Raw genomic sequence first — 19,537 nt, 5'->3', positions numbered from 1 at the left:
TCAGAACCACGCCGCGATCGGGTTTCCGAACCAGCGGGTCTGGGCGGGCAGGGATTCCCCGCGCATCACCAGGGACGCCGGTCCGACCGTGGTGTTCTCCCCGACGACCGCGGCGGGCAGGACGACCCCGTGCGGGCCGAGCGTCGATCCGTCCCGCAGGACGACAGTATCGATGCTCATCACCCGATCGTGGAACAGGTGGGTCTGCAGCACGCATCCCCGGTTCACCGAGACGCCGTTCCCCAGCGTGACCAGGTCGATCTCGGGCAGCCAGTAGGTCTCGCACCACACCCCGCGCCCGATTCTGGCGCCCAGCGCGCGCAGCCACAGGTTCAGCGGAGCGGTGCCGAGGAACGGCTGCGCGAACCAGGGCGCGGCGAGCACCTCGACGAAGTTGTCGGCCAGCTCGCTACGCCACACGAACGAGCTCCACAGCGGCCGGTTGCCTGGCCGGATCCTGCCTGCCAGCGCCCATTTGGCGGCCACGGCGACCAGCGCCGCGAGGAGTCCGGCGGCGGCCAGGACGAACCCGCCGAGCAGGGCGGCGATCGCGAAGCCGTACCGGATGGTGAGGGTTTCGAAGGCGGCCAGGACCAGGACGGCGACGGCGACGGTGGCCATCGCGGGGATGATCCTGCACGATTCGACGGCGGCGCGGGCCAGTTTGAGGCGGAGCGGCGGGTCGTAGGTGCGGCTGCGGTCGGCGTCCTCGGCGGTGCGGCGCAGCTCCACGGGCGGCATGCCCAGGTACGACGAGCCCGCCTTGGCCTTCTTCGGCGTCGCGGAGAGCACGCCCACCAGGCCGTCCTTGGGGACCTTGCGGCCGGGCGCGGTCATGCCGGAGTTGCCGAGGAAGGCGCGCTTGCCGATCCGGACGTGGTCGATGCGCATCATGCCGCCGTCCAGCTCGTACGGCGCGACCATCGTGTCGTCGGCCAGGAAGGCGCCGTCCCCGACGGTGGTCATGGACGGCAGCGCGAGCACGGTCGACAGCTCGACGTCCCGCCCGACCTTCATCCCCAGGGCGCGTAGCCAGACGGGCGTGAACGCGCTCGCGTACAGCGGGAACAGCCACACCCGGGCCGTCGACATCAGCCGCGCGGTCATCCAGGCCTGCCACGCGGTACGGCTGTGCACGGGATGGCTGCCCGCGTGCAGGCAGATGGCCAGCATGCGGACCGAGACTACGGTGAGCAGCGCGAACGTCACCATCGAGAGCACGGTCGCGAGCGGCACGCCCAGCAGCGCCCCGGTGAGCGCCGAGCCGGGCGAGGACCCCATGAACGCGCGCAGCACCAGCAGGCCCGGCAGCGCCGCGACGGCGGGGAGCAGGCTGAGCAGCAGGGCGGACACGGCGTACTGGGCGACCCAGCGGCGCGAGCGCGGCGGGCGTTTGGCGGGGTGGCGGGCCTTCCCGGTCCGCGCGGCGGGAGCGCCCGCCCAGCGTTCCCCGGCCGGAACCGCCTTGCGCACCGCGGATCCGGCGACGACCTGCGCGTTCTTCCCGATCCTGGCGCCGGGGAAGATCGTCGACCGGGCGCCGAGGGTGGCGCCCGCGCCGATCCTGATCTCGCCCACCCGCAGCAGGTCGCCGTCCAGCCAGTACCCGGTCAGATCGACCTCAGGCTCGACGGCCGCGTGCTTGCCGAGCCGCAGCATGCCGGTGATCGGCGGCAGCGTGTGCAGATCCGCGTCCTGCCCGATCTGCGCGCCCAGCGCCCGGGCATAGTGCGTGATCCACGGCGCGCCGGACTGCTCCGCCACGCCGATTCTGGCCGCGAACTGCTCGGCGAACCACAGCTTCAGGTGCGTGGCGCCGCCGCGCGGGTACGCCCTCGGCTTCAGCCCGCGCAGCAGTCCCCGGGCCACGCCCGCCGCCAGGCCCATCCGCCCCAGCGGGGAGACGACCAGCAGCCAGCCCAGCGCCACATACCACCACGACACGACCGGCATCCAGGGCAGGCCGACGATGTTGTTCAGCGCGGCCAGTCCCACGATCCAGCGCAGCGCGCCCACCGTGAGCAGCGGAATCATCAGCGCGGCCTGGATCAGCGCGGCCTTGCGGGGGAGTGGCGTCACCGCGCGGTCGTTGGCGGCCAGGTCGTGGGCGTCCATCGCCTTCAGGAACGCGCCGAGCCCGCGCAGGGTCGGATGTTCGTACAGGTCGGCGACGCCGACGCCCGGGTACTGGTCGCGCAGCACCGACACCAGCCGCGCCGCGGCCAGGCTGGTCCCGCCGAGGGTGAAGAAGTCCGCGGCCGGATCGCCCGAGGTGACACCGAGGATCTCCTGCCACCGCTCGGCCAGCCACTTCTCCACGCCGGACAGGCCGCCGGTGTCCTCGGAGGCGGCCAGCGGCCACGGCAGCGCGTCCCTGTCGATCTTGCCGGAGGTGCGCGTCGGCAGGTCGTCCACCACGGCGAGCCGGGGGACCAGCGCGGCCGGGAGCGCCTCGCGCAGCCGATCCCTGGCGGAACCGGGATCGAAGTCGGCGGCGGCCACCACGTAGCCGACCAGCAGCTGGTGGCCCGCGCCGGTGGTCCGCACGGCCGCGGCGGCGCCGGCCACGCCGGGCAGCGCCCGCAGCGCGGCGTCGATCTCGCCCAGCTCGATCCGGCGGCCACCGATCTTGATCTGCTCGTCCGCGCGGCCGACGAACAGCAGCCCTTCCGGCTCCGCCTTGACCAGGTCGCCGCTGCGATAGGCGCGCTCCCAGCCGAGCGCGGGCAGCGGCGCGTACTTCTCGGCGTCCTTGACCGGGTCCAGGTAGCGGGCCAGGCCGACGCCGCAGATCACCAGCTCGCCGGTCTCGCCCATCGCGACCGGCGTGCCGGTCCGATCGATCACGGCGAGATCCCAGCCGTCCAGCGGCAGCCCGATCCGGACCGGCTCCTGCCCGAGCGGCGCCGCGCACGCCACCACGGTGGCCTCGGTCGGCCCGTAGGTGTTCCACACCTCACGCCCGGGCACCGCCAGCCGGTCGGCCAGCTCGGGCGGGCAGGCCTCGCCGCCGAAGATCAGCAGCCGGACCTCGTCCAGCGTCTCCACCGGCCACAGCGCGGCCAGCGTCGGCACCGTGGACACCACGGTGATGCCCTTGTCGATCAGCCAGGGCCCCAGGTCCATGCCGGTGCGCACCAGCGCCCGCGGCGCCGGGACCAGGCAGGCGCCGTGCCGCCAGGCCAGCCACATCTCCTCGCAGGAGGCGTCGAACGCCACGGAGAGCCCCGCCAGCACCCGGTCTCCGGGGGCGATCGGCTCGGCCGTCAGGAACAGCCGCGCCTCGGCGTCCACGAACGCGGCGGCGCTGCGGTGCGAGACCGCGACGCCCTTGGGCTTCCCGGTGGAGCCGGAGGTGAAGATGATCCACGCGTCGTCACCCGGTCCGGGCCGCCCGCGCTCGCCGGTGGGCTCGTGCCGGATCGTGAGCGTACGGCTCTCGCCGACGACCGCGCACGCCTCCGCCTCGGCGAAGACCAGTTCGGCCCGCTCGTCCGGATCGTCGGCGTCCACGGGGACGTAGGCCGCGCCCGCCCGGAGGACGGCCAGGATCGCGACGTACAGATCGGCCGTTCCCGACGGGACCCGCACGCCCACCTGGTCGCCCCGGCCCACTCCCGCCATGACCAGTTCGGCCGCGAGCCGGGTCACCTCGAAGGCGAGCTCGGCGTAGGTGAGGCTGACAGTGCCGTCGTCGAGGGCCGGCGCCCGGGGATGCCGCCGTACGGTCGCGTCGAAGATGTCGAGCAGCGTACGCGGCTGGGGGGCAGCCGCACCGGCGAGAAAGAGAGCCGCGGGTTGTGTCGTTTGCCAGGTGGGCAAGGCCAGGTCGGACAGCGATGAAGGCAAGGTTTCCCCCGGTGGTCAACGGAGAGCAGCCACCGCCCGAGCGGAGTCCCCCGCTCGCTCGGGCCGGTCTTCCGGGCCGCCGGGCGCTGTTGGCGCCATCTGCATTCAATCACCCGGTGCTTAGTAACATTCCCGATGCGCCCGGTTTATACCCATAACATTACGAATAGGAATAATCATGGAGTGAACCTGACACGGCATCCCCGCGTATCTCGATTGTGTTGACAAGTTCGCGCCAGATCGCGCTCGCCGTCTCGGCATTCGCACTGCTGTCCACCGTGGCCTGCTCAGGGAGCGAGCCCGGCGGTGAGACGGCCAACACGGAGGCCGTCCTCGGCCCTCCCCCCACCGTCGAGCAGCTCGCCGCCAAGGTCGGCTGCACGCCGGACATCCAAGTGGACGCCGCGGAGCTGCGCACCGGCGCCTGCAAGACCGACGACGGCCAGTTCTTCGTGAACACCTTCGCCACTCAGCAGGGCAAGGACGAATGGATGGACCAGGCCCCCGAATACAACCCGCACCTGGTCGGGAACCTCTGGACGGTGCTGGGAGAACGCCCGGTCCTGGACGCCCTCAGGGTCAGGCTCGGCGGCGACCTGCACCTCAGCGACCACCGGGTGAAGAGCCCTGCCCCGGCCGCCGACCCGGTGGTGGATACGGGCTCGGATACGGGCGGCTACTAAGCAGCTAACCGGGGGTTCTCCACCCACCCTCCCTTTGATTTCCCCCGGGCTCCGCCCGGCCCCGCCCGGGCCTGTGGTCGCCCGAACGACGCGATCCGGGCACCGTCGGTCGCTCGAACGACGCGACCTGGGCCCCGTTGGTCGCCCAAACGACGCGACCCGGGCACCGTTGGTCGCCCGAACGACGCGATCCGGGCACCGTTGGTCGCCCGAACGACGCGATCCGGGCCCAGTCGGTCGCTCGACGAAGCGACCAGAAGGCGACGGCTTCCTGGGGGCCGGTGAAACCCGATCCCACCGATGTGGTTGGGTTTCCGGGTGGTCGCGGGGGAGATTCTTGGTCTGTTCGCCGCCGGTGTGCTGGCCGGATTGCTGAGCACGGTCGTCAGCCTGGCGTCGATCGTCTCCTACCCGGCGCTGCTGGCGTTCGGCCTGTCGCCGCTGGCCGCCAACGTCACCAACACGGTCGCGCTCGTGTTCACCGGACTCGGCGCGGCGGCGGGCTCCCGGCCCGAGCTGTCCGGGCAGGGTCCGCTGCTGCGCCGCCTAGGTGTGGCCGCCGCACTCGGGGGTGCGGCGGGCGCGGCATTGCTGCTGGTCACGCCGCCGAGCGCGTTCGAGTTCGCGGCCCCGCTGCTGGTCGCCACCGCTTCGCTGCTGCTGCTCCGGCCGCCGCGCCCACGCCCCCACGAGCGCCTGCCGGTACGGCTGACGGTGTTCGCGGTGGCGATCTACCTCGGCTATTTCGGCGCGGCCGGAGGCGTGCTCATGTTAGCCGTGCTGATGGCGGCGCTGCCCGAGCTCCCGGCCAGGATCAACGCCGTCAAGAACGTGCTGGGCGTGTTCGCCAACGCGGTGGCCGCGCTCGGCTTCGCCCTGTTCGGCCCGGTCGACTGGCTGGCCGCGATCCCGCTCGCCGCCGGCCTGCTGCTCGGCGGCCGCCTCGGCCCCGGCCTCGTCCGCCGCCTCCCCGGCCAGAGCCTGCGCATCCTCGCCGCCACCTGCGGCCTGCTCGTCGCGATCAAACTCGGCATCACCGCGTACGCCTAGCGCCCCAACCCCGCCTCCCGCGCCTGAATGATCGCCTGCGCCCGATCGGCCACCTGAAGCTTCGCGAACACCGCGGACACGTTGTTACGCACGGCCTTCGGCGCCGGCACCGCGGCCGAAGGCCGGGCGTGCAAGCCGGTCGCCGACGCGATCCTCTCGGGCAGCGTCTCTCCCGTTCTCAAGGTTCGATGGTCACTTTGATGGCCGCGCCGCGCGCCACCGTGTCGATCGCGGCCAGGATGTCGGTCAGCGGCAGCCGTTCGGTGATCAGGTCGGCGACCGGGACCGCGCCGGTGGCGATCAGGTCCAGCGCGCGGGCGTTGTGGGCCGGGCTGGAGCCGTTGGCCCCGACGATCGTCAGCTCCCGGTAGTGCACCAGGTTGGAGTCGCAGGCGATGATCGGGTTGTCCTTGGGCAGGCCGCCGAAGAAGCTGATCCGGCCCTGGCGGGCGGCCATCCGGATCGCCTGCTCCTGCGCGGAACCCGCTGCGGCGGCCGTGATGACCACGTCGGCGCCGCGGCCGTCGGTCAGTTTGGAAAGCTGCTCCTCGATGTCGGTGTGGATCGTCGCGTCGGGCCGTACCAGCGCGGCGGCCATGGCGAGGCGGTCCGGGTTGATGTCGGCGAGGAAGACCCGGGCGGCGCCCCTGGCCCGCGCGAGCCGTACATGCAGGCAGCCGATCGGGCCGGAGCCCATGATCACGACATCGTCGCCGGGGCCCACCCTGGCCAGCTCCTGGCCGTTGAGCACGCAGGCCAGCGGCTCGGCCACCGAGGCCTCGGCGAAGCCGACCCCGTCCGGGATCCGGTTGAGCCCGTCCACGGCGAGCACCTTCGCCGGGACGGTCAGGTATTCGCCGAAGCCGCCGTCGTAGTGGTAGCCCATCGACTCCTGGTTCGGGCAGACCGTCATCCGGCCGCGCGCGCACTCCGCGCAGCGCCCGCAGGGGATCGCGGCGATCACCTGCACCCGGTCTCCCGGCGACCAGCCGGGGGCCGCCGACTCGACGATCTCCCCGGCGATCTCGTGGCCCATCACCCGGGGCGGGTCGATGTGGTGGTGGCCATGCTTGTAGATCTTGACGTCGGTGCCGCAGGTGGAGCAGTTGCGCACCCGGATCTTGACCTCGCCCGGGCCGGTGACCGGCTCGGGCGCCTCCTCGACGCGCAGGTCGCCGGGGGCGTGGAAACGCGCGACCTTCACGCGCCACCGCCCAGGATCGCGATGACCTCGTCCACCTCGGCGGTCTCCCGCAGCACCCGGGCCCGATCAGGATCGAGCAGGATCTCCGCCAGCTCGGCCAGCACGGCGACATGGCGGTCGCCGGTGGCGGCGATGCCGATGCAGATCGTCACCCGCTCGCCGCCCCAGTCGACCCCGTCGGGGAAGCGCAGGAACGACAGCGCGTCCCGCAGCACCGCGTCCTTCCCGGCCAGCGTGCCGTGCGGGATCGCCACCCCCTCCCCGACATAGGTGGAGATCGACTGCTCCCGCTCCAGCATCGTCACCAGGTACGGCTCCCGCACCGCCCCCACCGCCAGCAGCGCCTGCCCGCACTGCCGGATCGCGTCCTCCCGGTTGACCGCCACCGCTTTGAGATGCACGGCCCGCCGGTCCAGCACGCCCTCAGCCATGAACGGTGCCACCATTCTTGATCGTGGAGATCAGCCCGGTCACCGCCGGGTCGCCGATGAAGATCTGGAACGGGATCAGCACCGTGCCCGGCGCCGACGCCCGAGCCCGGGCCGCCAGGCCGGCGTGGCAGAGCACCACGTCGGCGTCGGCCGGAATCGCGTTGACGGGAATGTGCGCCACCTCGACGTCCTGGCCCTTCAGCGCCTTGCGCAGCTGCCCGGCCAGCATCACGCTGCTGCCCATGCCGGCGTCGCAGGCGACGATGATCTTGTGGATGTCCTTGCTCTCGATGCTCGCCATCTGATCAGGCCTCCGATTTCACGGTCATGCGCGGATCACCTCGGGTCCGGCGGCGGCCAGGTCGGCGGCCAGGCCGCTGTCCAGTCCGGTGTCGGTGACGATCGTGTCGACGTCGGCCAGGGTGGCGAACCTGGCCAGGTAGCTGTTGGTGAACTTGGTGTGGTCGGCCAGCAGGACCGTGCGGTGGGCCGCGGCGATCATCGCCCGCTTGATGGCCGCCTCGGCCGGGTCGGGCGTGGTCAGGCCCCGGCTCACCGTGCAGCCGTTGGTGGCCATGAAGGCCACGTCCACGTGCAGGTTGTCGAGCGGGCGCAGCGCCCAGTCATCGACGGTGGCGAGGGTGCGCCCGCGCACCCGGCCGCCCAGTATGATCACCGACAGGTTGGCCCGGGTGGCCAGCACCGTGGCCAGCGGCGGCGAGTTGACGATGACCGTGAGCTCCCGGTCGGCGGGCAGCACCTGGGCCAGGCGGCCGGTGGTGGAGCCCGCGTCGATGATGATCGCGCCGTCCTTGGGGAGCTCGGCCAGGGCGGCCTTGGCGATACGCTCCTTCTCGGCGGTCAGCACCTCGTCCCTGGCGGCCAGGGCGGGCTCGAAGCCCAGCCGCTCCACCGGGATGGCGCCGCCGTGCACCCGGCGCAGCAGGCCGGTTCGTTCCAGCGCGGTCAGGTCCCGCCGGATGGTCTCGGTGGTGACCAGCAGTTCCTCGGCCAGCGTGACCACGTCCACCCGCCCGGCCTCCCGGGCCCGGCGCAGGATCTCCTGCTGGCGCTCCTCCGCGTACATGATGTTGATTAACCGCCGTTTCAATTTGGTTTCATTTTTATTTACACCTGTATGTGTTGGGATGTCAACGGGACCCCGTCGTGGAGGAAATCTTCACCTTCTTGTAGATTTTTGGAAGGTATCTCCAGAGGGGACGGCTGTGACTGCTTTGATCATCGGGTTGGACGGCGGGGGGACCAGCACGCGGTGCGTGGTGGTCAGCGAGACGGGGGAGGTGGCGGGGCGCGGGCGCGCGGGCGGCGCGAACGTGGTCTCGGTCGCAGATCCGGCCGCCAACCTGCTCGCCGCGCTCCGCGCCGCGATGGACGGGCTCGATCCCGCGCTCGTCGCGGGCGGTGTGTTCGGCCTGGCCGGGTCGGGCGCCGAGCGGGCCAGGCGGCTGGCGGGGGAGGCGTGGCGCTCGGCCGGGCTGCCCGGTCACCCGTCCGTCGTGGCGGACGTGCTCGTGGCCTTCGCGAGCGCCACCGCCGAGCCGGACGGCACGGTCCTGATCGCCGGGACGGGCGCGGTGGCGGCCAGGATCGCGCGGTGGGAGATCGCGGCGGTCGCCGACGGCCACGGCTGGCTGGTCGGCGACGAGGGGTCCGGGGTGTGGATCGGCAGGCGGGCCGTGACGGCGGCGCTGAAGTCGCTCGACGGCCGCGCCGGGCCCACCGTGCTGCTCGACCGGCTCGCCTCGCTCGGGACCTCGGTGGGCGAGATCGTCTCCTCCGTGTACGCCCAGGTGGCCGACTCGGGCCCAGCCTGGCTCGCGACCTTCGCCCCGCTCGTGGACGCGGCGGCCCGCGAGGGCGACGAGGCCGCGGGCGCCATCCTCGACGAGGCCGCCCGCCGCCTCGCCGCCACGGCGCGCGCGCTCGGCCCCGGCGAGGGACCGCTGGTCCTGGCGGGCTCCCTGCTCACCCAGCCCACCGAGCTGGCGCGCCGGGTCCGGGCCGAGCTCGGCGACGCCGCCCGCCCCATCCCCGCCCGCGACGGCGCGGCCGGGGCCGCCGCCCTGGCGCTCCGCGCCGCCTTCCCTTCGGCCGACCTGCACCGGCGAGTGATCGAGGAGCGCGCGTGAATCTTGAGCGGACGGCGATGAGCGTCCTGCAGCCGGGATTCGACGGGACCGCGCCGCCCGACTGGCTGCGGCGGGCGCTCGGGGACGGGCTCGGCGGGGTCGTCCTGTTCGCGCGCAACCTCGCGGACGGGCGGCGGACGGCGGACCTCGTGGCCGCGATCCGCGCGGAGAGACCGGACGTCATCGTCGCGGTGGACGAGGAGGGCGGGTCCGTCACCCGGCTCGAGGCGAGCACCGGCAGCTCATGGCCGGGAAACCGGGCGCTCGGCGTCGCCGGCGACCTGGCCGTGACGGGGAGGGTGGCCCGGCGGATCGGCCGCCTGCTCGCCGCCGCAGGGATCACGCTGGACTACGCGCCGGTGGCCGACGTCAACGCCAACCCGGCCAACCCCGTCATCGGCGTCAGGTCCTTCGGGCCGGAACCCGACCTGGTGGCCCAGCACACCGCCGCCTGGATCGGCGGGCTGCAGGGCGCGGGGGTGGCGGCGTGCGCCAAACACTTCCCCGGGCACGGCGACACGGTGACCGACTCCCACCTGGAGCTGCCCACCGTGACCGCGTCGCGGGAGACGGTCGAGGCCCGGGATCTGCCGCCGTTCCGCGCCGCCATCGGGGCGGGCGTACGGGCGATCATGTGCGGGCACCTGCTCGTGCCCGCGCTCGACGACGTGCCCGCCACGCTGAGCCGCCCCGTGCTGACCGGACTGCTCCGGCGGGAGCTGGGCTTCGAGGGCCTGGTGGTGACCGACGCGATCGAGATGCGCGCCGTCGCGGCCTACCACGAGCCCGGCGAGATCGCCGTCCGCGCCCTGGCCGCCGGGGCCGACGCCGTCTGCGCGGGCATCTCCTCGCCCGACGGGTCCAGCGTGTACGGCCTCCGCGACGCCATCGTGGCCGCCGTACGCCAGGGACGCCTGCCCGAGGAACGCCTGGCGGAGGCGGCGGCCCGGGTGCGGGCCCTCGTCGACTGGCACGCCGGGCAGGCGCCCGCCAGGGCCGCCGCCGCGAACGACCCCGACGATGATCTCGGCCTGACCGCCGCCACCGCGGCGCTGAAGGTGACGGGACAGGTGCGGCGGCCCGTGCTCGCGCGGGCGCCGCTGGTCGTCGAGCTGTCGGCGCGGCAGAACCTGGCGGTGGACGGCGTCGCGCCGCCCGGGCTCGCCGGGGCGGTCGCCGAGCTGCTGCCGGGGACCCAAGGGATCTCCGTGCACCCCGGGGACCCGCTTCCGGATCTGCGCGACCGCGAGCGACCTCTCGTGATCGTCGTGCGGGACGCCGCCCGCCACGGCTGGATCCAGGAGTTTCTCGGGGAGGCCCTGCGGACCAGACCGGACGCGGTGGTGGTGGAGATGGGCCTGCCGGGGCCGCCCGCGGGAGCGGTGTACGTCGCCACCCACGGAAACTCCCGCGCGTCGGCGCGTGCCGTCGCGCGCTGGCTCACCCGTTGATCCCCCGAACAGGAGAACCCCCGATGAGCACGAACTTGGTGGCGAGCGTGCGAGCCGTGCTGCCCTCGCTCACCCCGTCGGCGCGGTCCATCGCCCGGCTGATCCTCGACGATCCCGCGATGGTGGCCAAGAGCACGATCACCGAGCTGAGCGCGGCCGCGGGCACGAGCCAGGCCACGATCGTGCGCACCGCCCGCGCGCTGGGCTTCTCGGGCTACTCCGAGCTGCGCCTGGCGCTGGCGGCGGCGTCGGCGCAGGGGGAGCGGGACCGGCTGGTGCCGGGCGACCTGGCCCCCGGCGACCCGCTCGCCGAGGTGATCGCGAAGGTGGCCCGGGCGGAGTCCGACGCGCTCGCGGACACGGCGGCCCAGCTCGCGCCCGAGCGGCTGGGCGCCGTCGTGGACGCCCTGATCGGCGCCAGGCGGGTCAGCGTGGTCGGCGTGGGCGCGTCCGGCCTGGTGGCGGCGGACATGGCGCAGAAGCTGATGCGCATCGGCATCGCCGGCCATCCCTTCGCGGACGTGCACCTGGCCCTGACGGCGGCGGCGCTGGCCGGGCCGGAGGACGTCTGGGTGGCGGTGAGCTGCACGGGCGAGACGGCCGACGTGGTCGAGCCGGTCAGGACCGCGCGCGAGGCGGGGGCGACGACGGTCGCCATCACCAACAACCCGCGCTCCACGCTCGCCGATCTGGCCGGCCACGTGCTGGTCTCGGCGGGCCGCGAGACCGCCTTCCGGCCGGGCGCGCTCGCCAGCCGCATCAGCCAGTTGCTCATCGTCGACTGCGTCTTCGTGGGCGTCGCGCAGCGCACCTTCGAGCGCTCCGACGCCGCCCTGAGGGTCACGAAGGGTGCTCTCGACAGGTACGGTGGAAGGCGTATCCGCAGCTAGACGGGCATTGGTAAAAATTAACTCCACGTTTGCCGTCGCGGAAGAAAATTATTGACGGGCCTGGGAGCCCGCGCGTAAGGTCCGGGCAATCGGCATCCAGGAGCAGTTCATGAGACGACTCGCGGCGATCACGGTCACCGCGCTGATCGCCACCGCCACCGCGTGTGGCGGCGTGGGGGGGTCCGCCGACTCGGGCGTCTACACCACGATCGACGGCGCCAAGCAGATCGACGCCACCGCGCCGATCAACCCGTTCAACCCCCAGGGGAACACGTTCCTGGGCTACGACGCGATGACGCTGGCGTGGCCCAAGAACGACCCGGTCGACCCCAACAGGTTCTACCCGGGCATCGCCGCGAGCTGGACCGTGACACCCGATCAGGGCGAGGTCGTCATCCACCTGCAGCCGAAGGCCAGATGGTCCGACGGCAAGCCGGTGACCAGCGAGGACGTGCGCACCTCCATCGGCCTCGCCTACACCCAGGGCGGCACGGCGTACGCGGTGGACCCGAAGGCGGCCGGCTCGGCGGCCGATGTGCGGGTGGTGGACGCGCGGACCGTCAAGGTCACGCAGGGCGCCAGTAAGAGCAACCTGTTCCTCCGCAACGTGCTGTCGACCGTCGTCGTGCCCGCGCACGTCTTCGGCCACCTGCTGCCCGCCGACTTCTGGACCACGCTGAAGGCGGCCAGGGGGACCGGCCCCGCCGCTGAGAAGGCCAAGGGGCAGATCACCGGTCTGGCGGAGAAGGTCATCTCCTTCGCCCCCGCCAAGGACGTCTCGGCGGGCCCGTTCACGCTGGAGCGGGTCAACCCGGGCGAGGCGCTGCTGGTGCGGAACAAGCACTTCTACGCGAACCAGAACATCGCCCCCGACCGGGTCAAGGTGCTCAACTACACGGGCAACCAGCAGATCTGGAACTACCTGATCTCCGGCTCGCTCGACAGCGCGCCCTTCACGGCGGTGCCGACCGGGGTGCTGAAGCGCATCCGCGAGACCGAGGGCAACGAGGTGGTCAAGGGCTTCTCGCCGGTCGCGGTGTCGCTGGCCTTCGGGCAGACGCGCAAGCCGTACGACAACGTGCACGTGCGCAGAGCCCTGGCGTACCTGATCGACCGAAGCCAGGTCACCAAGGTGGCCTCGCCCGAGGCGGGCACCCCCGCCAAGACGACCACCGGCATCCACGCGAAGTCGGCCCAGGCCTGGCTGGGGGACGGGATCGGCCAGCTGGACCAGTACCAGGTCGACCCGGCCAAGGCGGCCGAGGAACTGGAAGCCGCCGGGATGACCAGGAAGGGCGGCAAGTGGGCGATGCCGGACGGCACGCCCTGGAAGGTGGAGATCCACGTCCCGGCGTCGTTCTCCGACTGGGTCTCCGCCGCCAAGGCCATCACCAGCCAGCTCAACGACCACGGCATCGACGCGACCGTGCTCACGGCGGCGGACTACACGCTGTATCTGGACGAGCTGGCGGCCGGGAAGTACGACGTCGGGTTCTGGCTGATGGCGCTCGGCCCGTCGCCGTACAACATCTACCAGCGGATCTACGGGTCGGCCAACGGATGGCAGCTCCTCGCGGGGCAGCTCACGCACGTGCCGCCGGGCACGCAGGGCAACTGGATGGGCGGGCCCGAGACCATCGACGGGATCAACCCGGGCGCGCTCACCAGCCGGCTCAACGCGGCGAACCCGGACGAGCAGCGGCGGATCGTCGGCACGCTGGCCAAGCTGACCAACCAGCAGCTGCCCGTCATCCAGCTCTACGACTACGTCAACACCCAGTTCGTCAGCACCTCCCGCTACACCGGCTGGCCGCCCGCCGACAGCGACGTGCTGCGGCTCCCGGCGGGCGTGTGGATGCAGCTCGGCATGATCAAGGAGAAGGCAGGCTCATGAACACCGTCATACGGCGTCTCACGGGCCACCTGGCCCGCGGGATCGCCATGATCTGGGTGGTCACCACGATCAGCTTCGTGATCATCCGCAACATCCCCGGCGACCCCGTCAGGGGCCAGTACGAGAAGCTCATCGAGCAGGGCATGGGCCCCGACCAGGCCGAACGGGCCACGGCCGCGCTGTACGGCTTCCTGCCGACCGGCAGCCTGTGGGACCAGTACACCGGCTACCTGAACGGCCTGATCCACGGCGACCTGGGCCAGTCGCTCAGCACCCCGGGCACCGGCGTGGCCACGCTCATCGGGTCGGCGGCCAAGTGGACCGTCCTGCCCGTGCTCGGCGGCACCCTGCTGAGCTTCCTGCTCGGGGTGACGCTGGGCGTCTACGCGGCGATCAAACGCTCCGGCAAGCTCGGCGACGCGCTCGCCATCTCCGGCTCGCTGCTGCACGGCGTGCCGCAGTACGTCATCGGGCTGCTGGTCACGGCCATCTTCACGACGCTGTGGCCGATCCTGCCCGCGGGCGGGCCGGTGGACATCGCGTACGAGCCCGGCTTCAACGCGGCCTATATCGTCTCGCTGGTCCAGCACGCCACACTGCCGGTCCTGACGTACGCGCTGGCGAGCTACGGCGGCTGGATCCTGGCGATGAAGTCGAGCGTGGCCACCGTGCTCGGCGACGACTTCATCCTCGCCGCCGAGCTGCGCGGCCTGAAACGCGGCGTGCTGTTCCGATACATCGCCCGCAACGCGATCCTGCCGCTGTTCACGATCCTGGCGCTGTCGCTCGGCATGCTCTTCGGCGGCGCCATCTTCATCGAGACGATCTTCAACTACCCCGGGCTCGGCCTGCTGCTTGTCAACAGCATCGGCGCGCGCGACTACGCGCTGATGGGCGGGACCTTCCTGGTGATCACCGTGGCGATCGTCGTCGCCAACATCGCGGCCGACCTGCTGTACGCCGTGATCGACCCCCGGGTCCGGACGGGAGGCGCGGCATGACCGTCACCCAGCTGCTGCCCGCGCCCGCCACGCCGCGGCGCAACTTCTGGCGCGGCGTGCTGCGGGTCATGCGGCGCAAACCCAGCCGGATGGCGGGCGTCGCCATCGTCGCGCTGTTCGCGTTCATGGGCCTGTTCGGGCCGCTGCTCTACCCGAGCCCGCTGCCCCGCGACGACAACGCGCTCTACGCCGCGCCGAGCTGGGCCCACCCCTTCGGCACCGACTTCGAGGGCACCGACGTGCTCGCCCTGGTCGTCACCGGCACCAGGTACGTCCTGCTGGCCGGCCTCGCCACGGCCGTCATCACGGTCGCGCTCGGCACCGGGATCGGGCTGCTCGCCGGGTTCCACCGGGGGCGCTGGGACACCGTCCTCATGCGCCTCACCGACCTGCAGCTCACCATCCCCGGGCTGCCGCTGCTGCTGGTGCTGTCCACCGTGTGGAAGTTCACCAGCCCGCTGGAGATGGGCGTGGTCCTCGGGGTGCTCGGCTGGGGCGGCATCGCCCGCGCGGTGCGGTCCCAGACGCTGTCCCTGCGCGAGCGCGGGTTCATCGAGGCGGCGAGGGGCCTGGGCTTGTCCACCCGGCACATCGTCGGGCGTGAGCTGCTGCCCAGCATGGCGCCATATATCGCGATGAACATGCTCATCGCCGTCACTGGGGCGATTTATGCGCAGGTGGGGTTGTTCTTCCTGGGTGTGCTGCCGTTCGACGCCAACAACTGGGGCGTGATGCTGAACCTCGCGGTCTTCGGCGGCGGGGCGCTGACCAGCGCGGCGGCGTTGCCGTACCTGCTGGCGCCGCTGCTGGCGATCCTGCTGCTGACGCTGGGCATCGTGCTGGTCGTCGACGCGATGGACGAGATCTTCAACCCACGGCTGCGTGAGGAGTAGGGGCAGATGACCGAATCTTTCGCGCCGGGCGTGCGCGTTCAGGACCTTACCGTCGTTTACCGGACGCCTATGGGTGAGCTGCCCGCTCTCGCGGGCGTCGGGCTCACGCTCGCGCCCGGCACCATCACCGGGATCGTCGGCGAATCCGGCTCGGGCAAGTCCACCCTCGCGCTGTCCCTGCTCAACGCGGTCCAGCCGCCCGGCAGGATCTCCGGCGGGAGCGTCGAGATCGACGGCCTCGGGGATGTCGTGCGGCTGACCGGAGACGATCTCCGGCGCGCCCGTGGCCGCCAGGTGGGCTACGTCTTCCAGGCCGCGCAGAACTCCCTCAACCCGTTGAAGACGGTCGGCAAGCAGCTCCTGGACCTCGGCCGCTCGCACGACGTGGCCGACCTCCCGGCCCTGCTGCGCGAGGCCAGGGCGCTGCTCGGCCGGATGGGGCTGGACGGCGGGCGCGTGCTCGACTCCTACCAGCACGAGCTGTCCGGCGGCATGCGGCAGCGTGTCGGGATCATGCTCGCGCTCGTGCTCAACGCCCACCTGGTCGTGCTCGACGAGCCCACCACCGCCCTCGACATGATCACCCAGGCGACCATCCTGCGGATCGTCAAGGAGGTGCACCGCGAGCGCGGGCTCACCACGCTCATCGTGACGCACGACATCGGCGTCGCGGCCGAGGTCACCGACAGCCTCGCCGTCATGTACGGCGGGCGCGTCGTCGAGCACGGTCCCACCATGGAGGTCCTCGGCTCGCCCAGGCATCCGTACACGCGGGGCCTGATCCGCGCGATCCCGCGCCTGTCCGGCGACATCGGCGAGGCCACGGCGCTGCCGGGGCGGCCGCCCACGCTGGGGACCATCCCGGCCGAGGGGTGCGTGTTCCGGGAGCGCTGCCCGCTGCGCATGGCCGTCTGCGACACCGTGGACCCGGCCCCCGCCACCTACGGCGAGCGCACCGTCGCCTGCCACGCGGTCGGCCGGCCGGTCAACCTTGCCGGCTTGGTCGCGCCTGTGTCTGGACTGAGGAACGCAGGTCGCGAAGCGGCCGGAGTGACGAGGGAAGGCACAGGCTGAAGGCGGCCAAGCCCGCCGTGCCGGAGGCGCGGCCATAAACACGGAAGGAGTATGTGTGATCACGGGGACCGGCGTCACCAAGACGTACAGGCAGCGCGGCAACCTGCTCGGCGGGCGTGACGTCCAGGCGCTGCGGGGGGTGGACTTCGCCATCGAGAAGGGCGGGGCCGTCACGTTCATCGGCGAGTCCGGCTGCGGGAAGACCACGCTGGGGCGGATCGTCGCCGGGCTGGAGACCTATGACTCCGGCGAGATCGTCATCGATGGCACGCCGATGTCGGGGTTGCGGCACCGGCAGCGGCAGGCGTACTTCCGCAGGGTGCAGCTCATTCACCAGGATCCGTACTCCGCGCTCAACCCGACCCGCACGATCCATCAGACCCTGCACGCGCCGCTGGCCCTGCGCGCGCGGCAGAAGGGCCGGTCGAAGGCGTGGGCGGAGGAGCGGGCGCGCGAGTTGCTGACCCTGGTGGGCATCGACCCCGGGTATGTGCTGCCGCGCTACCCGCACCAGCTGTCCGGCGGCATGCGGCAGCGCGTCGTCATCGCGCGGGCGCTCACCGTCGATCCGGAGGTGCTCGTCGCGGACGAGTCCGTGTCGATGATCGATGTGTCGCTGCGGCTTGGCATTCTCGCCCTGCTCAAGGACCTGCGGGAGCGGCTGAACGTCAGCGTGCTGTTCATCACTCACGACATTGCCACGGCCAGGTATATCGGTGACGATGGCGAGCTGTACGTCATCTATCGCGGGCAGGTTGTGGAACGCGGGCCCACGGAGGCCGTCATCTCCGAGCCCGTGCATCCGTACACGCAGGCGCTGCTCTCGGCGATCCCCGTGCTGCGCGGGGTCGAGCGGCCGGGGGCGGAGCGGGTCGTGCCCACCGAGGCGCTCGACGAGCGGCACGCGGACACCGGCTGCCTGTTCGCGCGCAGGTGCCCATTCAGGACCGAGCGCTGCGAGAGTGAACGGCCTTCTCTGGAAGGTACGGTGCACGGACACGCGTGCTATCACCCCCAGCCTCGCGCCGTCATCCCCGTGGAGGCCAGCGCGTGATCGACATCCTTCCTGCTCCTCTCGACGCGGGCGAGTTGGCCCGGGCCGCGCTCACCCTGGACGACGCCGCGCCGGAACTCGTGGCCCGGCTGGCCGCGCCCCCGCCGGGACGCCGGTGGACGGCACTCGCCACACCGGACCTCGACGGCGTGATCTTCACCTCCATGTCCGGAAATGTCGGTCATGTGGACTTGCTGGCCGTCGATCCCGGCGCCCGGCGGCGCGGCCTGGGCCGCGCGCTGGTCGGGGCGGCCGAGGAGTGGCTGCGCGCGCAGGGGGCCGAGGAGGCGCGCTTCGCCGCCAACCCGCCCTGCTACGCCTGGCCCGGCATCGACGTGCGCTACACCCCCGCCCACTGCCTCGCCGAGAGCCTCGGCTACGAGCGGTACCACGCCGCCTGGAACATGACCGTGGACCTCAGCGGAGACCTCTCCTGCGACGCCGACCTCGCCCGCCTCGCGAACGAGGGGATCACCGTGCGGGCGGCCCCGGCGGGGGAGCGCGCCGAGGTGGTCGAGTTCGTGCGGAAGCAATGGCACGACTCCTGGGCGTGGGAGGCCGAGCAGGCGGCCGGTTGCCACTACGCCGAGCGCGAGGGCGAGATCCTCGGGTTCGCCTCCTGGGGCGCGCGGCCCCTCTGGTTCGGCCCCATGGGCACGGCCGAGGCGGCGCGCGGGCTCGGCGTCGGCCGGGTCCTCCTGCGGCGCTGCCTCGCCGACCAGGCCGCCGCCGGGCTGCGCAGCGCGCAGATCGGCTGGGTCGGCCCCATCCACTTCTACGCCAAGGCGGTCGGCGCGCGGGTCGAGCGGGTCTTCTGGCTCTATCGCCGCCGTTTCAAGGAGGAGTCATGACTCAGTCGCTTGGTGCGCTGGTCACCGAACAGAGCGATCCGCGGCACCGCCGGATCGACAGGCTTCCCACCGAGGAGATCGCCCGCCGCATGAACGCGGCCGACGCCACCGTGCCCGGCGCGGTGGCCCTCGCCATCCCCGCGATCTCCGCCGCCATCGACGCGATCGCCGCGCGGATGGCGCGCGGCGGGCGGTTGCTGTACGTCGGCGCGGGCACGTCGGGGCGGCTGGCCGTGCTCGACGCCTCCGAGTGCCCGCCGACCTTCGGCACCGATCCTGACCTGGTGTGCGGCATCATCGCCGGTGGCGCGGAGGCGCTCGTCCGGTCCGTCGAGGGAGCCGAGGACGACGCGGGCGCGGGCGCGGCCGCCATTCGGGCCGAGGGCGCTGGCTCGCTCGACTCCGTGGTGGGCATCTCCGCCAGCGGCCGGGCCCCGTTCGTCGTCGCCGCGGTGACCGAGGCTCGCCGCGTCGGCGCGCTCACGGTTGGCCTGTCCTGTAACACCGGAGGTCCGCTCTCGGCTGCTGCGCACCACGCCATCGAGGTTGTCGTCGGGCCCGAGGTGGTCACCGGGTCCACCCGCCTGAAGGCGGGCACCGCCCAGAAGCTGGTCCTCAACATGATCTCCACGATCACGATGATCAAGTGCGGGCGCACCTACGGGAACCACATGGTCGAGATGGCCGCGACCAACACGAAGCTAGCCGATCGCGCCGCCCGCATCGTCAGCGACATCACCGGTGTTGGCCTCTACGACGCCCGAGCCATCCTGGAGGCCGCGGACCTCGAGTTGAAGACCGCCGTCATCATGATCGAACGCCGGGTGACGGCAGAGCATGCTCGTGTCATCCTCGCCGCCTCAGGGGAGCGCCTGGACAACGCCTTGAACTCGTGACGGGTGTTCCTCGAAGTGCGCGTGAGAGGTGTTCCTTGAAGTGCGCGTGGCGGGTGTCCCTGAGGAGCGCGCGTGACGGATTTCCTTGGAGTGTGCGTGCGGGTGTTTCTGAGGGGTGCGCGTGACGGGCTTCCTTGGAGTGTGCGTGGCGGGTGTTTCTGAGGGG

General features: G+C 72.1%; 17 protein-coding genes and 1 pseudogene. 12 read left to right on the top strand and 6 right to left on the bottom strand.

Going from position 1 to position 19,537, the window contains the following annotated elements; all coding sequences use genetic code 11:
• Positions 1 to 3,849: a Pls/PosA family non-ribosomal peptide synthetase gene (locus tag ABGB08_RS13825; RefSeq protein WP_347590086.1), complete on the bottom strand. Its 3,849-nt coding sequence runs from the start codon at positions 3,847 to 3,849 to the stop codon at positions 1 to 3.
• 221 nt (positions 3,850 to 4,070) lie between these two features.
• Here ABGB08_RS13825 and ABGB08_RS13820 point away from each other — a divergent pair, with 221 nt between their 5' ends.
• Both ABGB08_RS13820 and ABGB08_RS13815 read left to right on the top strand, forming a co-directional pair.
• Positions 4,071 to 4,532, top strand: a complete 462-nt coding sequence (locus ABGB08_RS13820; RefSeq protein WP_155361330.1) for a hypothetical protein — start codon at positions 4,071 to 4,073, stop codon at positions 4,530 to 4,532.
• 300 nt (positions 4,533 to 4,832) lie between these two features.
• Positions 4,833 to 5,582, top strand: a complete 750-nt coding sequence (locus tag ABGB08_RS13815) for a sulfite exporter TauE/SafE family protein (RefSeq protein ID WP_155361331.1) — start codon at positions 4,833 to 4,835, stop codon at positions 5,580 to 5,582.
• Here ABGB08_RS13815 and ABGB08_RS13810 read toward each other — a convergent pair.
• From ABGB08_RS13810 to ABGB08_RS13790, 5 genes and pseudogenes are all read right to left on the bottom strand, one after another.
• Positions 5,579 to 5,686 (bottom strand): annotated as a pseudogene (locus tag ABGB08_RS13810) (DNA-binding response regulator); the annotation flags it as partial. The gene ABGB08_RS13815 and the pseudogene ABGB08_RS13810 overlap by 4 nt on opposite strands.
• Before the next feature lie 74 nt (positions 5,687 to 5,760).
• Positions 5,761 to 6,786 carry a zinc-dependent dehydrogenase gene (locus ABGB08_RS13805; RefSeq protein ID WP_347590083.1) on the bottom strand — a complete coding sequence of 342 codons (1,026 nt, stop codon included), beginning with the start codon at positions 6,784 to 6,786 and terminating at the stop codon, positions 5,761 to 5,763.
• A complete protein-coding gene (locus tag ABGB08_RS13800; RefSeq protein ID WP_155361334.1) occupies positions 6,783 to 7,217 on the bottom strand; it encodes a PTS sugar transporter subunit IIA in 435 nt (144 codons plus the stop codon). The genes ABGB08_RS13805 and ABGB08_RS13800 overlap by 4 nt, the downstream gene beginning before the upstream one ends.
• Positions 7,210 to 7,518, bottom strand: coding sequence for a PTS lactose transporter subunit IIB (locus tag ABGB08_RS13795; RefSeq protein ID WP_347590080.1), 309 nt, complete (start codon positions 7,516 to 7,518; stop codon positions 7,210 to 7,212). Before ABGB08_RS13795 ends, ABGB08_RS13800 begins: the two co-directional genes overlap by 8 nt.
• Positions 7,519 to 7,542: 24 nt before the next feature.
• Complete coding sequence (locus tag ABGB08_RS13790) at positions 7,543 to 8,304, bottom strand: DeoR/GlpR family DNA-binding transcription regulator (protein ID WP_347590290.1); 762 nt, start codon at positions 8,302 to 8,304, stop codon at positions 7,543 to 7,545.
• 139 nt (positions 8,305 to 8,443) lie between these two features.
• On the opposite strand from ABGB08_RS13790, the gene ABGB08_RS13785 reads away from it, so the two are divergent.
• The 10 genes from ABGB08_RS13785 (at position 8,444) to murQ (ending at position 19,371) form a co-directional block, all read left to right on the top strand.
• Positions 8,444 to 9,367, top strand: coding sequence for a BadF/BadG/BcrA/BcrD ATPase family protein (locus ABGB08_RS13785; protein WP_347590078.1), 924 nt, complete (start codon positions 8,444 to 8,446; stop codon positions 9,365 to 9,367).
• A complete protein-coding gene (locus ABGB08_RS13780; protein ID WP_347590076.1) occupies positions 9,364 to 10,818 on the top strand; it encodes a glycoside hydrolase family 3 protein in 1,455 nt (484 codons plus the stop codon). The genes ABGB08_RS13785 and ABGB08_RS13780 overlap by 4 nt, the downstream gene beginning before the upstream one ends.
• A gap of 23 nt (positions 10,819 to 10,841) precedes the next feature.
• On the top strand, positions 10,842 to 11,708 hold the full coding sequence (locus ABGB08_RS13775; protein ID WP_347590074.1) for a MurR/RpiR family transcriptional regulator: 867 nt from the start codon (positions 10,842 to 10,844) through the stop codon (positions 11,706 to 11,708).
• A gap of 109 nt (positions 11,709 to 11,817) precedes the next feature.
• Positions 11,818 to 13,602, top strand: coding sequence for an ABC transporter substrate-binding protein (locus ABGB08_RS13770; RefSeq protein ID WP_347590071.1), 1,785 nt, complete (start codon positions 11,818 to 11,820; stop codon positions 13,600 to 13,602).
• A complete protein-coding gene (locus ABGB08_RS13765) occupies positions 13,599 to 14,603 on the top strand; it encodes an ABC transporter permease (RefSeq protein ID WP_347590069.1) in 1,005 nt (334 codons plus the stop codon). The genes ABGB08_RS13770 and ABGB08_RS13765 overlap by 4 nt, the downstream gene beginning before the upstream one ends.
• Positions 14,600 to 15,496: an ABC transporter permease gene (locus ABGB08_RS13760; RefSeq protein WP_155361341.1), complete on the top strand. Its 897-nt coding sequence runs from the start codon at positions 14,600 to 14,602 to the stop codon at positions 15,494 to 15,496. The genes ABGB08_RS13765 and ABGB08_RS13760 overlap by 4 nt, the downstream gene beginning before the upstream one ends.
• A 6-nt stretch (positions 15,497 to 15,502) precedes the next feature.
• Positions 15,503 to 16,570, top strand: coding sequence for an ABC transporter ATP-binding protein (locus ABGB08_RS13755; protein ID WP_347590067.1), 1,068 nt, complete (start codon positions 15,503 to 15,505; stop codon positions 16,568 to 16,570).
• 55 nt (positions 16,571 to 16,625) lie between these two features.
• On the top strand, positions 16,626 to 17,624 hold the full coding sequence (locus ABGB08_RS13750; RefSeq protein ID WP_347590065.1) for an ABC transporter ATP-binding protein: 999 nt from the start codon (positions 16,626 to 16,628) through the stop codon (positions 17,622 to 17,624).
• Complete coding sequence (locus ABGB08_RS13745; RefSeq protein ID WP_347590063.1) at positions 17,621 to 18,475, top strand: GNAT family N-acetyltransferase; 855 nt, start codon at positions 17,621 to 17,623, stop codon at positions 18,473 to 18,475. Before ABGB08_RS13750 ends, ABGB08_RS13745 begins: the two co-directional genes overlap by 4 nt.
• Positions 18,472 to 19,371, top strand: a complete 900-nt coding sequence (gene murQ, locus ABGB08_RS13740; RefSeq protein ID WP_347590061.1) for an N-acetylmuramic acid 6-phosphate etherase — start codon at positions 18,472 to 18,474, stop codon at positions 19,369 to 19,371. Before ABGB08_RS13745 ends, murQ begins: the two co-directional genes overlap by 4 nt.
• Positions 19,372 to 19,537: the final 166 nt, after the last annotated feature.

This window comes from Acrocarpospora sp. B8E8 (assembly GCF_039871605.1).
Taxonomy (GTDB): Bacteria; Actinomycetota; Actinomycetes; order Streptosporangiales; family Streptosporangiaceae; genus Acrocarpospora; species Acrocarpospora macrocephala.
Note: the sequence above shows the minus strand (reverse complement) of the source record. Positions and strands in the feature narration are given on the sequence as shown.

Excerpts from the sequence above, each read along its gene's own strand:
- ABGB08_RS13815 (WP_155361331.1), top strand. The coding sequence starts at position 4,833 with ATGTGGTTGGGTTTCCGGGTGGTCGCGGGGGAGATTCTTGGTCTGTTC.
- ABGB08_RS13795 (WP_347590080.1), bottom strand. The coding sequence starts at position 7,518 with ATGGCGAGCATCGAGAGCAAGGACATCCACAAGATCATCGTCGCCTGC.
- ABGB08_RS13790 (WP_347590290.1), bottom strand. The coding sequence starts at position 8,304 with ATGTACGCGGAGGAGCGCCAGCAGGAGATCCTGCGCCGGGCCCGGGAG.
- murQ (WP_347590061.1), top strand. The coding sequence starts at position 18,472 with ATGACTCAGTCGCTTGGTGCGCTGGTCACCGAACAGAGCGATCCGCGG.
- ABGB08_RS13775 (WP_347590074.1), top strand. The coding sequence starts at position 10,842 with ATGAGCACGAACTTGGTGGCGAGCGTGCGAGCCGTGCTGCCCTCGCTC.
- ABGB08_RS13800 (WP_155361334.1), bottom strand. The coding sequence starts at position 7,217 with ATGGCTGAGGGCGTGCTGGACCGGCGGGCCGTGCATCTCAAAGCGGTG.
- ABGB08_RS13755 (WP_347590067.1), top strand. The coding sequence starts at position 15,503 with ATGACCGAATCTTTCGCGCCGGGCGTGCGCGTTCAGGACCTTACCGTC.
- ABGB08_RS13760 (WP_155361341.1), top strand. The coding sequence starts at position 14,600 with ATGACCGTCACCCAGCTGCTGCCCGCGCCCGCCACGCCGCGGCGCAAC.
- ABGB08_RS13765 (WP_347590069.1), top strand. The coding sequence starts at position 13,599 with ATGAACACCGTCATACGGCGTCTCACGGGCCACCTGGCCCGCGGGATC.
- ABGB08_RS13770 (WP_347590071.1), top strand. The coding sequence starts at position 11,818 with ATGAGACGACTCGCGGCGATCACGGTCACCGCGCTGATCGCCACCGCC.